Consider the following 14,259-nt stretch of genomic DNA (forward strand, 5'->3'; position numbering starts at 1 on the left):
AGACCAAGCACAAGACCACCGACATGATTCGCCGCTACACCCGCCTCGACAACGTGCGCCAGCACAACGCCGCCCAGAAGCTCGGCTTGTAGCCCTTGGCGCAGACACTCCTTATAATAATGAGTGCCCGCGCGTTGCTTCAGCAGTGGGACCACGGCAAAAGCAGGCAGCCGGCCGGAGGAATCTAAGATAGGCAGGGCTCTTACTAATCGATACCTAATCTGCTAAAGAAAAAAGGCCGCTTAGAAGAGCAGCCTTTGGGCATCATAAGTAAGCATTATCGTTCCTTATGTAAGCAAATAGAAAACGAATGGTAAGATACCCTTATCAGTGAATCTGGTCGCTTGTTGACAACGCGTGATCTGCAATCGTTATCACCACTTATCCGCTCGGACGGGTTGATCAGGTACGACCAGCTTTTCTGACCTTATCCGACCTCGAAAATCTCCTCCTTGGGAGCTGGTTTATCGTGCTCCCTTTTGGTGGACAGATGCAGGCTCGCGGTCCGGACCCCATGTCGTCTCTTTTAGGCCCGCCCCCCGGGCAGCCCGCGTGACCTCTACGGCCCGGCCGGTCAGCTTTTTTCACTTAACTTTTATGCAATGCTCCCCACCCGCAATCAGAATTCGCATTGCCTCACCGACCCTTTTAAGGAAAGGGTCCTCGTCCTCCCAACTTTACCGCTTTGGTGTTGTCCTCCATTTCCAGGTCGACGAACAGGTGGCGGGGGTCGATGCCGGCGCGGGCGGGCCTGCCCGGTACCGGTAGGGTGATCGCCTGCTTGCCCGAGCGAAGGCGGCGCTTCTGCAGGTAGAGCGGCCGGCCCGACTCTTGGCTTTGACCGTCGGGGGCAAACACGCCGACTTCCACCCAATCGTCCATCGGCACCTCCATCTCCCCGCTTCTCTGCTAGAAACCCCGCTACTCCTTAAGCCCTTGGCAAAGACTAGCAATAGGTAAGCCGGAGCAAAAGACCATGCGTTGAAATGTGCTTTGGTCGGCGGTATGATCCGAGGGTTAGGTAGCGGAGGCGAGGCTGGCGCAAATGAAATTAAAGAACTTTGTACTTCAAAGTAAGTAGGAAACTTTGTTTTCTTTCTGTCGTTCTGATTGGGTGCTGGACCCTCCCATTCACAATGGCTTTAATGTCGAGCACTACCTGAGCTGACTACGTATTGCCCATGAATCCGTGCTGACCAAAGCTGACGTGATTGCCTGGTAGAGCGAAATGCTCCAATGCTCCCAGGCTTCGCGTTCTGTGGCTGCCCATAGGGCACGCAGAAATGGACGAGTCCAAGCTGATTCTCCTAGCCCACTCGCTTTAACGAGCCCGCGCCTTACTGGGGGGCGCCAGAGCAGTAATAGGAAGCTCCGCTAAGAAATATGAATCGACGCAAGTGCTTAAAAGGCATTTGCCTTACAGCAACCCAGGTTATAGTAGCCCACGGTCTGGTTGCAAATGGCCACTTGCTGCTCATTAATACCGCTTGGGGAAAGAGCCCCCGCCTTTGCGCCTAACAGATTCAGCTGTTGCCGACCACCTAGCGGGGTTTCTGTTCCTACTCGCGGGTGAGCCCATCTACTGGTGAGTGCGTAATCCGCCGGCTGTTGTTAGCGGGCTCCGTGTCGTTCAATAAATGCCGAGGGTCGATTCCGGCCTGCTCGGGCTCCTGTGTTACCCGGACTACCAACTGATTTTTCCCCGAGTGAATTCGCCTTTTTTGCAGCACTAACGATGTGAGCCCCTTGGTGCTCGCCTTCCCAAATACCCCTATTTCCACGAAGTCATTCATCGGCACTTCTGTTTCGGTGCCGGCCGGGTCTACCCGGACTTTCCGCGCCAGCACCTCGAGCGTAACCAGCCAGGCGCCATCTGCCGTGGGAGCCACGCGGGCTTGTTTGGTTTGCAATTCCCAATAGGTGTTGGTAGCAAGCAGGTCCCGGAGCAGATAGTGCAGGGAATCGGGCGTGACCGCCCGCACTTCAGCGTAGAAGTCGAGCGACGTCGCGTAAGGCGGCTCGCCACCTTTAAATCGGCGTAGCAGCGCGCGTAGCGCCCGGTTCACGTTTTCCTCGCCTACGTATTCCCGCAGGGCATACATGGCCATCGGCCCTTTGCGATAAGCCTGAAACGCATCCTCGGCCAGCAGCAGCGGCGTGCCAGCCCGGGCCCGGGGGCTAAAGTAGGCCTGACGCATGGCATCCAGCAGCTGGCGCAGGTGTTCCGGGCCTTTGCTCTGTTCCACCACGTTCAGGGCGCTGTACCACGCCAGACTTTCCGTAATCAGCCCGGCGCCCTGCACGTCCGCGTTAATCAACTGGTGCGCCCACCACTGATGGGCCACCTCGTGGGCGACGACGGCAAAGGACAAATCAAAGCCCCGGTCGTCGCGGGCGGGATGGAGCATGGCAAAATTGGTCGAATATCCAATGGTGCCGGGCAAGGAGATGCCCCCCGTACCCGGGTCAGGGTATTCCACCAACTTAAGCTGGCGAAAGGGATAGGCGCTGAAATGCTGCGTGTAGTAAGCCAGGGATGCGCGCAGGCTCTGCTCCATTCGCGCCAGATTCAGCCCATTGCGCGGGTGGTAAAAGACCTGGATGTCGGTGTCGCCCTGGCGCGATTCCCGGACGGCATACCGGGCCGAATAGACCGGGTACATGTTCCGGATTGGCGCGTCGGTCACGTAGTGGAAATACTGCCGCCCGCCCGCCTGCCAGGCTCGCCGCAGGCTGCCTGGGGCGACGGCTATCTGCCCGGCCGTCGTGCCCACGGTCACGGCCAGGCGAACCTGCTCCCGACCCGACCGGTCCAGCCGGGCAGAGGCCTGATGAGGCGAAGCAGTGGCCGAACGAGGAGGCAAGCCTTGGTCTCGGCGCCCCCGCTCGTCGCTGAGCTCGCGACCCGGCTGGTAGCCGATGGCGGGCAACCAGTCGGTGTTGGTAAAGTAAGTACCGTTGTCGATAAGCGCCGTGGCGATTCCCCGGCTGGTGAAGCCATGGGGGGCAAAAAGGACCTTGAAGCTCATCTGCAGGGAATCACCCGGCTGCAGTGGCTGCGCGAGTCGGTAGATGTGGTGGCCCAGCCGGTCGTCGGTGCGGACCGCCGTGGCAGGCCGATTAAACTGGATGCCGCTGGTCTCGACTTCTGGCGCTACGGCCACGTGCAGCGAATCGATGATGCGCCCGCTGCTGTTGCGTAGCTGGTATATGCCCTCTACTGTGGCCCTGCGCTGGTCGGGATAAAGTTCCACGCGCAGGCGGGTGCCGGTCAGGTGGGGCTGCCGCGCGGTGCGGTAGGCACCGTAGCGTTGCTCATAGGCCACTTGCCGGGCTTGCTTACTCGCCACGGTGGTGTACTCGTTCAGCACGTTGGTATGGTAGAGAATCACCGCGCCCGTGGCTGCTACCAGCAGGAGGGCGCCGCCAAAAAGCGACTTACGCCCCAAACCGGACCGGGCCTGACGTAGCCGCCACTTCAGGCCGGTGGCCTGGCCGCGCACCCACAACTGCCGGGCCGCGACCAGGGCGAGCAGGGCCCAGCCCGTCCAGTACAGTCGGAACAAAACCCAGGGCAGCAGGAAAGGCCCGGTTCCGTAAAAAACGGAGCTGCCGAACCCGGGGTCGAACCCGAACACCAATAACGGGTGCTCAATGCCCACTAGACGCGGAAGCAAGGTATAAAAGTAGACGAGCAGCACCAGCAGGTGGCCCACGTAGGGTTGATTGGCGAGGACGTGCAGCGCGAAGGCTACGGCTGCCAGCAGCAGGTACTCCAGCAGCCGGGCCCCCAACAAGGTCAGGCAGTACGGGCCTAAGTCAACTTGGTCCACGCCACCGCCCATTGCTTGCACGACGATGCCTGCGGCCAGCAAGGCGAGCAGCAGCAGCACCAAAACGAGTCCCACGGCCAGATACTTGCTCAGCACCAATACCCCGGTGGGTACGGGCGCCGCGTCGGCAATTTCCTGCAGTCGGGCCTCGCGCTCCCGCCACAGCAACTGCCCTACGACCAGGGTAATGAAGAGCACGACCGTGATTTCGAGGGCCGCGTTGTTCATCAGGGCCGTCACGCGCATCGTGGTAGGAAAACCCGGCACGCTCATGGGTCCCTGCAGCATATTGGGCAGCAGCACCACGGCGTAGAGGGCAATGGCTGGAATGGCCCAAGAAACCTTGCTGATTATCAGCTCCCAGGCGTAGCGCCCGGCCAGCGCCACCGTTTGGTACAGATGGGTGCGCCAGCCGTTCGTTTGAACTTGGGGACGAACGCTCACCAGTCGGGGCTGCACCCGGTGAGCCGGCGCCGGCGCCCCGGGCTTGCGCCGCCAGCTCCGGACCGGAAAATAATACATAAGCCGAAAGCGGGCGTAGGCCGCACCTGCCAGCAGCAGAGAAATCCCCAGCCACAGCGTGCGGTTAGCCAATAAAGGCCCGGACAGCTCTAGCACCTGGGTATTGGCTTGCCCGGGGGCCACGGCCATTCGCTCCGCCGTCACAACCTTGAGGGCAGAGGGGTCGAGCAGTTGGGCCCACTGCCAGCTGCTGGCCGTTATCTCCAGGCTAAACGTGCTAAGTGCCCCCAGCAGGAGGGCCCCGGCGTAGGCGGCCATGGGGTGGCGCGTAACCAACGCCAGGGAATAGAGCAGGGTCGTAGCAATAAAGACATTGGGCAGGACGAGCAGCAGAATGGCCCGGCAGTATGCTGATAGCTGCAGGGGACCGAACAGGTCCGCATCCACCCCCGGGGTGTAGCGGGCCAGCAGTAGGCTCAGGGGCACCACCACGACGAGCAGCAGGCTGCCCAGCGCAAACGTGCCGGCAACCCGCCCGCCCAGATAAGTTCTTTTGCGCAAAGAAGTTGTGTATAGCAGCGGGTCCATGCGCGTCTGGATGTCCCGCAGGGCCCCATCCCCCACCAGCGCGGCCAGCAGCAGCCAGCCAAACTTCGTGGCATACCCCGTAAGCTCGGCGACGGTGAGTGGGGCCGTCAGCAGCACGGTCTCCACGGTAGCGGCGTACTCGGCTATTTCGTTGATGACGAGCGCGACCAGGCCCAGCACCACGCCGAAAAAAAGCCAGGTCGAGGGCCGGCGCAGCTGATATGCCCACTCAAAGCGGAAGATGGACCAGAATTTCATGCCGTGGCCAGTGGAAGGTGGAGGGCAGCCGAGGGGCGGTAATGCCCCGTCATGGTGCTGAAATAGACGTCCTCGAGGGTGGGCTCAGCTGCCTTAAAGCCGAGGCCCGGGTCGTGTTCGCAGTAAGCGTGCAGCAGGGTGCGGCCGCTGAGCAGCTTGGTTGAAATCACCGGATGGGCCTGCTCAATGGTAGGGAGCTCGCTTTTGTCCACCAGCCGTCGCCAGATTTTTCCTTCCAGGTCTTTCACAGCCAGCAAGGGCTGGGCTTCGAGCAGGATGTGGCCGCGGTCGATAATGGCCATGCGAGTGCAGAGCTCGGCCACGTCTTCCACGATGTGGGTGGAGAGAATGACCGTGCTCTGTTCTCCCAGAGCACTGAGCAGGTTCAGGAATCGGACTCGCTCGGCGGGGTCCAGGCCGGCCGTCGGCTCGTCCACAATTAGCAGTCGGGGGTTGCCCAGCAGGGCCACGGCCACGCCGAAGCGCTGCCGCATGCCCCCGGAGAATCCACCGACCTTCTGCCGGCGCTGGTCCCAAAGGTTTACCTGGTGCAGCAAGTCGGCGACCACTTCATGGCGCTGCGCCCGCTGGATAATGCCTTTGAGGATGGCAAAATGGTCCAGCAGAGTCTCAGCCCGGACGCGTCCCAAAAGGCCAAAGTCCTGGGGCAGGTAGCCCAAAGAGGCTCGCACCGCCTGCTTGTGCTGAACTACATTGAGGTCTCCCCAGTCGATGCGCCCTTCATCCGGCTCCTGCAGAGTCGCCAGCATCCGCATCAGGGTCGATTTACCGGCTCCGTTCGGCCCCAGCAGGCCGTACATGCCCCGGGGTATGGTGAGGGAAATGTTCTGCAACGCTTTAACCCCGTTGGGATACGTTTTGGAGACGTTGCGGATGGTGAGGTCGGGGGGATGATTTTCCATACGGAGAGGGTGTGCTTCCTTTTTGCGGAGTGACTAGCTGCGGTCAGCAGGCAAGCCGGAGTGGCCCGAACTGCGGCAGTGGGTCAAAGAACCAGCGCTTCGCAGTCAGGCAAAAAAGGGATATGCCACGGCCGGAAATAAATCGGCAACGGGCGGCTTTGCTTCGACAACCCCCGTGGTCGAGTGACCGGTCCCAGTGGTCGATTCTTCCCCCGACGTGGTATACTAGCCGGTTGCGGCGGCAAAGCAGAAAATACCTTTGGCCCATGAACCGCATCGAAAAGGTCTTCTCCCCGATTCACCTCGTTAGCTGGCTGGTAGTCCTGCTGCTCTTCTCGTGGATTTTCCAGAGTGAGGGCCACTCAAAGTGGCCTTTGCTGGCCGGGGGCCTCTTGCTGGGAAGCGCCGGCGTGTTCTACAGCCATTACTACCTGCTAAGCCGCTTCTGGAGCCGGCGCCAGTTCCCCTTCTACCTGCTGGGCCTGGTTTTGCTGCTGCTGCTGGGACCTTTCCCCTTCCTGACGCTAGAGTATGGTGAGTTAGCTGAGTTGTCCAACTTTCTGGACCACTACTTTACCACCCTGCTGAGCGTCGTCCTGTTCTGGGTGGTCATCAGCGGATTTGTGCGCGCCATTCAGAACTGGTTCAGCAATGCCCTGCGCCGGGAGCAGCTGGAGAAACAGGCCGCGCAGGCCGAGCTCACCTACCTGAAGGCCCAACTGAACCCACACTTTTTGTTTAATACGCTGCACAACATTCACACCCTGGCCTATCTGCAGTCGCCGCTCACGCCCGACGCCATCCTGCGCCTGGCGTCGCTCATGCGCTACATGCTGCACGAGTCAAATACCAGCCTGGTGCCCCTGAGCCAGGAGCTTAATTACCTGCAGGACTTTATCAGCCTGCAGCAGCTGCGCTACAGTCAAAACCCGGTGGCCCGGGTGGAAGTGGAGGGCGATACCAACGCCTGCTACCTGCCGCCCCTGCTGCTCATTCCCCTGCTGGAAAACGCCTACAAGCACAGCCCCACCCACTTGCAGGTGCACGACATCCATATCAGCGTGCTGGTGAAGGAAGCAAGCCTGACCTTTCGCCTGCGCAACCCGGTTGATACGGCCCCACCAGCGGCCGCACCAGAACCCGGCGGCATCGGCCTGGCCAACGTGCGAAAAAGGCTGCGGCTGCTTTATCCCGACCAGCACCGCCTGGACGTTGCGAGCGGTACTGATTATTTTGAAGTAGTCTTGCGCCTCGAGTCGCTGCCCGCCCATGAACCAACCGCTCACCTGCTGTATCATCGATGACGAGCCGCTGGCCCAGCAGATTCTGGCGACCTACATCGCCAAAGTGCCTTTTCTGATCCTGAAAGGCTCGTTTAGCTCCCCGCTGGAAGCCACCGGTTTTCTGCGGGCCGATAAACCGGACCTGCTGTTCCTGGATATCAACATGCCGAACCTGGACGGACTCAGCTTCATTCCCATGCTCAGCCCGCGGCCCCTGGTCGTGCTCACGACGGCCTACGAGCAGTATGCCCTGAAAGCGTACGAGCTGGAAGTGAAAGACTACCTGCTCAAGCCCTTTTCCTTTGAGCGGTTCTATCAGGGCGTGCTCCGGTTGTACCACGACCATTGCCAACGACTGCCCCCTCCGGAACGGGCGGCTGGACCACTGCCGGCCCCACCGCCCCAGGCCTATCTTTTCCTCAAGGTTGGCCACCGCTTGCAAAAGGTGGCCATAGCCGATATTCTCTTCATTGAGGGCATGAAGGATTACCTGCGCCTCTACACCCCGCAGGAGAATGTGATGACCCTGCTGAGCTTCGCCAAGCTGGAGGAGCAGCTGCCGGTGGCAAGCTTTGCCCGGGTGCACAAGTCATTCATGGTGGCCCTGGACAAAATTGACCACATCGAAAAAAACCGGATTCGAATTGCCGACCACCTGATACCCATCAGCGACACGTTCAACGAGCAATTTTTTGCCCAGTTGAAGCGGTTTCAGTAAGCTTGGAGACGCCTTCGCTTTAGCAAGCAACAACTCCTCAACTCACTACCCAGCACGGCCCTTCTCTTCCTCGGCACTCTCGGTCCGCTTGCGCGCAGGAGCAACTTGATTCTTGCCAAACCGGTAGGTGAAGCCGAGGGTTAGCACCCGGGTATCGCGCCATGTTCTGGCGTTCTCCGTGTAACCGGTAAGGGCCGTGCTAACTCTAATTATGTTGGTAGCGAAAATGTCCGAAACACTCAACTTCAGGGTTGCTTTGTTATCCCAAAGTCGTTTTTGCACCCCCGCGGAAGCAAAGTAGATGGGCTTGACCTGTTGAAAACCAATCACCTGCCCGGACCGGTAAACGCCGGTTAGTTCGGCGGACCAATCCTTTGAAATTGCGATGCTGTTGTTGGAGTTCAGATTAAAGGTGGGACGGCCGTTTCGCAAAGCGGTATTAGCCAGATTGCCTTCGTACAGGGAATAATACAGGCTGCCGTTGTTGATGCTGTTCAACCACTTCCCCGCCTTCAAGGGCAGGGTGACCGTCAAGCCGTAGTTGTTGAGCTGCGCCAGGTTCTGGCTCTGCTGGACAATGACTTTGTCCACGTTCGGGGCCGGCGATGAAACATTCACAATGACGTCGTCGGTGCGGCTGTAGCTGAGCTTGGTGACAATCTTATCCTTAAACGTGTGCGTTAGTTCAAACGCGTAGCTGAGTTCCGGCCTCAAGAAAGGATTGCCCGTCAAATAGGTGCTCGGGTCTATGAAGCTGATGTACGGATTGAGTTGGCTGTAAGTGGGCCGGTTAATGCGGCGGCTAAGGGAGAGCCCAAGGGTTTGTTGCTCGTTGACCTGGTACCCCAGAAAACCGCTCGGGAAAAGCTGGTTGTACTGCCGGTTGAATTCCTGCCCGTCCGTGAGCTGTACGCCCTCGGCGTTCGTATTCTCGAACCGCAGCCCTACCTGCACGCTTGCTTTGCCCCATTTCTTGTTGGCATTGACGTACGCCGCATTGATGTTTTCCCGGTACAAGAAGTGGTTGCTGATGTTGGGGTCCAGCTCATTGTCGCCGTTGCTGCGGTTGAAGTATTGCAGGTTGTTGTCGGCTTCCACCAGGCTGCTTTTCCAACCCGCCTCCAGCGTCCCCTTGATGACGGCCCAGGGCTGCTCATAGTCAACCCTGGCGGATTTTATGGTTAATTCTCCCGCGATGTCCCCGTGTAATAAGTAAGCCGGCTGGCTTTCTTCGTTATTCGCGTCGTAGTACGTGGTGGCAAAGTCCTGCACCTCCGAAGTGCCGTATTGGAGCAGGTCCAGATTAGCGGAAATTTCCCGGCCCGTGCTATCCAGGGTGTGCTTGATATTGACGTTAACGCCGCTGTTTGGCCGTTCGCTGCGGATGTAGGGGCGGGTCAGGAAGTACGATTGGAGCTGCCGCTGGTCGTCCAGCACCAGCGACCGGTTCAGGCTGATGTTTCTTCTTCCCAGCACGGGAAAGCTGCCGTTAAAAGTTAGCCCGACAATGGTTTTGGGGGACAGGTAGTAATCGGCCCCCACCCGGCCGAAATGGCCCTTGGAAGAGGTGTGAATCCGGTTTTGCTGGTCGTAGGCGCCAACAAAGGCATTGCCTTCGAAAAACTGGCGGTACACGTCGTTGTAAAAGAAGTCCCTGCGGTTGTTATACCCGTAGGTGCCAAACACATTCAGTTTCATGGAGCGGTGGTTGAGCTGGAGGGAAGAGTTGCTCTTGTGATACTTCCCCTGGCCCAAGGAGGCGCTGATGCTGCCGTTGGTGCCCAGATTTTTCTCTTTTTTCAGCCGAATATCAATTATTCCCGCATTGCCGGCCGCATCGTACTTGGCCGAGGGATTGGTAATCAGGTCTATTTTCTCCACGGAGTTGGCCGGCATGGTCCGCAACAGGTTGGCCAATTCGGCGCCCGACAGGGGCACCCGCTTGCCGTCAATCATCACCATGACCCCTTCTCTCCCCCGCATGCTGATGTTGTCGTTCTGGTCAATCACCAGACCCGGGGCCTTTTCCAGCACCTCCAAGGTATTGTTCCCGGCCGCCGTCACACTGCTTTCTACATTCAAGACGGTTTTGTCAAAATGCTGCTCAATAAATGGTTTTACGGCGGTAACTTCTACCTCTTTCAGATTGACTACCCGCTCCATAAGCTCGATGGGAGGGAGCTCCGTGTCTTGCTGCACGGGTAGCACGCCCGACTGGTATACCGCGTACTCATAGTGCATGACGGAGAGCTGATACTGCCCGTTCTCCAGATTTTGGAAGCTAAACCGGCCTGCTTCGTCCGATAATTCTACTTTCACCAGCTCTGCGGATGGGTGGCGGGTCAGCTGGACACTGGCCCCCGCTAGGGGTGCTTTATTAAGTCCCCGGACGGTGCCCCGCAACACGTAGCGAGGCGTCGCCTGCTGCGCCCACAAAACGGGAGCCTGGCGAAATAAACAAAGCACCAGAAGCAGCTGAGTACGGAACTTGAACATGATTATTTGGAATTAAATGTTTCGATTCTTGCGATAAAGTCAAAGTCACTCAGGTGCCTTTTCTCAAGGTTGGCCACCGCTTGCAATGGGCGGCCGTAGCCGACAGCCCCTTCATTGAGGGCATGAAGAATCAACTGCGAGCAATTTTTTGCCCGGTTGAAAAGCCTTTAATAAGCTGAATTAGGTTTCGATTTGGGAGGCAATAAGCTCCTCTACTCAGGGCCAAGTCCGGATGCAGACGGCGGCAGCTGGTTAATTGGTTAATTCTGTTTGCGAAAAAATATGTCGCCGCCATAGGACTCCAGCGTTACGGCCGGGCCGCTGCGGCCGAGTTTGCCGCGCAACAGCTGGCCCGTGGGCGCGGCATTCTTGTTGTCCAGGGCAATATCCTGGTTGGTATACACGGTCCCCTTGTTGCTGCTAAGGGACACTTCGGCCCCGCTGGACGGCGGCCAGCTCACGTCCACGAAGCCGCCGAAGGACTTGGCCTCCAGGGCCCCCTTCAGGCCCGTTACCTGGATGTTTCCGCTCATGGTGTTCACCGTGAGCGAAACATCCGCCGGTACTTCGACCTCGTAGTCGACGTGAAGGCAGATGCGGTAGCCGCCCTGTCCCTTTCCGTCAACGTTATTAATCAACAGATTGGACCCTGGGCTATCGACGCAATCCGTCTTTTGGCTGTTGCCCAGCAATGCCTCATCAAAAGCCGACTTCACTTCCACGGCATTGCCCACGGTGGTCATGGTCAGTAGCAGGGCATCGTTGAGCCGGTTGTTGTTGATGCTAATAGTTGCTTTTATCGCCACCTCCTTGCCGCTAACGCCCTTGATGCGAATGGCGGCCGCAAAGGGCAACTCCAACACCAGCCGCTGATTATCGCGAAGCGAGGCTGTTTTTTCAATGATTTTCTGGGCTTGACCGGGGCTAGCGCTCAGCAGCAGGGCACTGATGGTACCCAGGAGCAGGAGAAGTTTCATGATAAGTGAAGTTGTGAGGTGACCGAACCCAAGAGGCGAGGCAGGGAGCAGGGCGAAGCAGGCAGGCAGCCATGGTCTCCCTCCTCCCATTTTTTACTTGGCTTTGCGCAGAAATATGTTGCCGCTCAGGGTTTGGAGGGAGACGTTGGTGCCGCCCCCGTTCACGGTGCCGCCGTTGGTCGGGCCACCCACCTTGCGCAGGTCGTCGCCTTTGCTGCGCACCGAAACTTCAAAGTCGGTGTACACTTCGCCCCCCATTGAGTGCAGCTGCAGCGTCGTTTTGCTGCTGGCGGGCATCGTGACGTCGATGTCGCCGCCGAGGGTGGAAATGGCACTCGGCGATTTGCCAATGGCCGCGTAGCGCACCGTCACGCCGCCACCCATGCCGCTGACCACCACGCCGCCGCTCATGTTCAGCAGCTCGGCCCGGCCGCCTTGCAGGCGCACTTCGATGTCGCCGGTTAAATCGGTGGCCTTAAAGTTGCCCCCGCCCAGCTCGTTCTGTTTGAACACCACCGACAGCTGGCGTGGCAACCGAATGACGTAATGCGTAGGCCGGCGCGAAGCTTCCACGACGCGCACGGCCTGGTCCTGCTGCGTGACGAACAGGCCAATGCGGGTGTTGTCCTCGGCCCCGGACAAGACCCGCAAGCCCTCGGCCTGCTTGGGCGGGGGCTGGTAGCCGTTGCCTTGGATTACAATCTCGTTGCCGTTGTAGCCCTCCAGCGTTACCCGGCTGCCACGCATTTCCAGTACAATCTTATTGGTCTTGCCTTCCAGCTTAACCTTATAATCTTGGGCCCACAGGGCTGCTGTACCAGCCAGCATGTACAGCAAGGTGAATAGGAAAGCCTTTTTCATGAGCAAGGAAATAGAATAAGCCCGCAACCGCGACTACCAGATGCTACCTCAGGCGGGCCTCGTTGAATAAATTGAAAACGTGAGACTTAAGTGTTAAGCATTCCGACACTGGCGCATGCTGCCCCGGCCCCTCATATCAGCTGTCCCAAGCCCGCTTTGGCTTCCTGACGCACCACGGGCAGGGCATCGGGGCGCCGCGACAGGCGCTCCAGTTCGGGCTTGGCCCGTTGCTCGCGCATCTCTACCAGGAGTTCGATCAGCAAAATCTGCACGTAGGGGTCGGTTTGGATGGTGAGCGACTGCACGAAGGCCTCGGCCACTCGGGGGTCGGCCCGGAGGCGGTAGAGGCCCTTGCCGGCGGCCAGGCGCACGTTGGGATTAGGGTCAAAATTCAGGGTGTTAATCAGTGCCTGCACCACCGGGTCTCCGCTGGTCTGGGCCTCGGCCGCCAGTTCACTCACCAGCAGCAGGCGTTGGCTGGCCGAAAGCGTGGGGGCCGTCAGGTTGCCCACCAGCGCCTGAAAGCGCGGCGCGGCCTGGGCGTCCGGAGTCGAAAGGGCAACCGTGGCGGACGACAGGGGCCGCCAGTGGTTGCCGAGCACCATTCCCGCCGCTAGCAGCAGCAGACTAGCCGCAATGCGCAGCCACCAGCCGCTGCTGGTTGGATGCACCGAAGTGGGGTTTAGTGGCACCACTATCGCTTCGCTTCCTGCCCCAGCTGGTTGCTTTAGCTGATCCGTTTCCTGCGCCAAGGCGGCCAACAAGGCAGCGTCGAGTGCCGCCGGTGGGGGCACTATTCTTATCGCCGCCATTATGTCAGCTAACTCGCAGGTATGGGCTACGTGCTGCTGGCAACGGAGGCAGTGGGCCATGTGGGCTGTGACCCGGCTTGTCTGCTCCGGGGACAGGGTGCCTTCGGTATAGTCAACCAGCAGGTCGGCTACGTCAAGGCAATCGGCAGAAGCAGGAATGCTATTCATGGTTGTTCACTGAAATAAATGGTGCGCAGGGCTTTTAGGGCCCGGTGCGCTTTTACTTTGGCCGCCCCAGCCGTGCAGCCCAGCATGGCCGCTATTTCCTCGTAGCTGAAGCCCTGGAAGCGATGGAGCACCAGGATTTCGCGCTCTGGGGGAGCCAGTAGCGCCATGGCTTCCTGCAAGGCCTGCTCGCACTCCAGCGTGGCCATTTGAGTAAAGGCCGCGGAACCCAGGCCCCCCTGACGCTCTTCTTCCAACACGTCGGTGGTGCGCATTTTTTGGCCGAGGTGCCAGTAGTGGGTGTAAACGTTACGCGCCAGGTGGTAAATCCAGGCCTTAAAGGGCTGACCAAGCTGGTAGCTGGCGCGATACTTTAACAGACGCTCAAATACGGTTTGAGTAAGGTCCTGGCTCGTTTCGTAATCATTGCTCAGGCGATAAAGAAAGTTAAAAAGCGGACTCTTATAGCGCTCAAACAATAGCACCACCTGCGCGAGGTCATTGGCGTGAACAGCTGCCATTAACTCTTCGTCACTTTTGGGTTCCACCGTGAGGATTGCTGTTGATTTGTAGGGAGTATCAGCAAAATGGCCATTGGTTACATGGGCCACTAAGTTTTTTTTCTGAAAAGCTGGAAAGTCCCGATCCACGTTTCGCAAGGGGGACTTGCTTGTGGGGACGCGTCCCGATAGGTTACTGACCAGGGCTTCGCAACGGCACCCAAGCTCTTTTTTGGCCACCGGTATAGAAGAAGCGGGCAGGTTGGTTTAGCATTTGATGAAATACTTTGGCAACGCTACTGAATAATAAGGTGCCGGGTGCCGGAGGCGCGTTTGTGCCCACGGCTGAGCCTGCTGCCGGGCGGCCGGGAGTGAGAGCTCCG

Annotated in this window: 10 protein-coding genes; 2 read left to right on the forward strand and 8 right to left on the reverse strand. The window is 58.9% G+C overall.

Going from position 1 to position 14,259, the window contains the following annotated elements; all coding sequences use genetic code 11:
- Window positions 1–648 precede the first annotated feature (648 nt).
- The 3 genes from BMZ66_RS22460 to BMZ66_RS22470 all read right to left on the reverse strand — a co-directional run bounded on the left by BMZ66_RS22460 (window position 649) and on the right by BMZ66_RS22470 (window position 6,064).
- Window positions 649–882 (reverse strand): hypothetical protein, encoded by a 234-nt coding sequence (locus BMZ66_RS22460; RefSeq protein ID WP_143080370.1) that lies wholly within the window; start codon window positions 880–882, stop codon window positions 649–651.
- 677 nt (window positions 883–1,559) lie between these two features.
- Window positions 1,560–5,141, reverse strand: coding sequence for an ABC transporter permease/M1 family aminopeptidase (locus tag BMZ66_RS22465; RefSeq protein ID WP_092678625.1), 3,582 nt, complete (start codon window positions 5,139–5,141; stop codon window positions 1,560–1,562).
- The gene (locus BMZ66_RS22470) at window positions 5,138–6,064 is read right to left on the reverse strand and encodes an ABC transporter ATP-binding protein (RefSeq protein ID WP_092678626.1); all 927 of its coding nucleotides are present in this window, start codon (window positions 6,062–6,064) and stop codon (window positions 5,138–5,140) included. Before BMZ66_RS22470 ends, BMZ66_RS22465 begins: the two co-directional genes overlap by 4 nt.
- Window positions 6,065–6,330: 266 nt before the next feature.
- Here BMZ66_RS22470 and BMZ66_RS22475 point away from each other — a divergent pair, with 266 nt between their 5' ends.
- Together BMZ66_RS22475 and BMZ66_RS22480 are read left to right on the forward strand one after the other, a co-directional pair.
- Window positions 6,331–7,368, forward strand: a complete 1,038-nt coding sequence (locus BMZ66_RS22475; RefSeq protein WP_092678627.1) for a sensor histidine kinase — start codon at window positions 6,331–6,333, stop codon at window positions 7,366–7,368.
- Complete coding sequence (locus BMZ66_RS22480) at window positions 7,334–8,065, forward strand: LytR/AlgR family response regulator transcription factor (RefSeq protein ID WP_092678628.1); 732 nt, start codon at window positions 7,334–7,336, stop codon at window positions 8,063–8,065. Before BMZ66_RS22475 ends, BMZ66_RS22480 begins: the two co-directional genes overlap by 35 nt.
- Window positions 8,066–8,110: 45 nt before the next feature.
- Here BMZ66_RS22480 and BMZ66_RS22485 read toward each other — a convergent pair whose 3' ends face one another.
- From BMZ66_RS22485 to BMZ66_RS22505, 5 genes are all read right to left on the reverse strand, one after another.
- Window positions 8,111–10,561, reverse strand: coding sequence for a TonB-dependent receptor (locus tag BMZ66_RS22485; RefSeq protein WP_092678629.1), 2,451 nt, complete (start codon window positions 10,559–10,561; stop codon window positions 8,111–8,113).
- Between the two features lie 260 nt (window positions 10,562–10,821).
- Window positions 10,822–11,538, reverse strand: coding sequence for a DUF4097 family beta strand repeat-containing protein (locus tag BMZ66_RS22490; protein WP_092678630.1), 717 nt, complete (start codon window positions 11,536–11,538; stop codon window positions 10,822–10,824).
- A gap of 93 nt (window positions 11,539–11,631) precedes the next feature.
- Window positions 11,632–12,399, reverse strand: coding sequence for a hypothetical protein (locus tag BMZ66_RS22495; RefSeq protein WP_092678631.1), 768 nt, complete (start codon window positions 12,397–12,399; stop codon window positions 11,632–11,634).
- 131 nt (window positions 12,400–12,530) lie between these two features.
- Window positions 12,531–13,379 (reverse strand): HEAT repeat domain-containing protein, encoded by an 849-nt coding sequence (locus BMZ66_RS22500; RefSeq protein WP_092678632.1) that lies wholly within the window; start codon window positions 13,377–13,379, stop codon window positions 12,531–12,533.
- On the reverse strand, window positions 13,376–14,116 hold the full coding sequence (locus BMZ66_RS22505) for an RNA polymerase sigma factor (RefSeq protein ID WP_143080371.1): 741 nt from the start codon (window positions 14,114–14,116) through the stop codon (window positions 13,376–13,378). Before BMZ66_RS22505 ends, BMZ66_RS22500 begins: the two co-directional genes overlap by 4 nt.
- Between the last annotated feature and the right edge of the window lie 143 nt (window positions 14,117–14,259).

Origin of the sequence: Hymenobacter arizonensis, from assembly GCF_900115775.1 — a bacterium.
GTDB classification, from domain to species: Bacteria; Bacteroidota; Bacteroidia; order Cytophagales; family Hymenobacteraceae; genus Hymenobacter; species Hymenobacter arizonensis.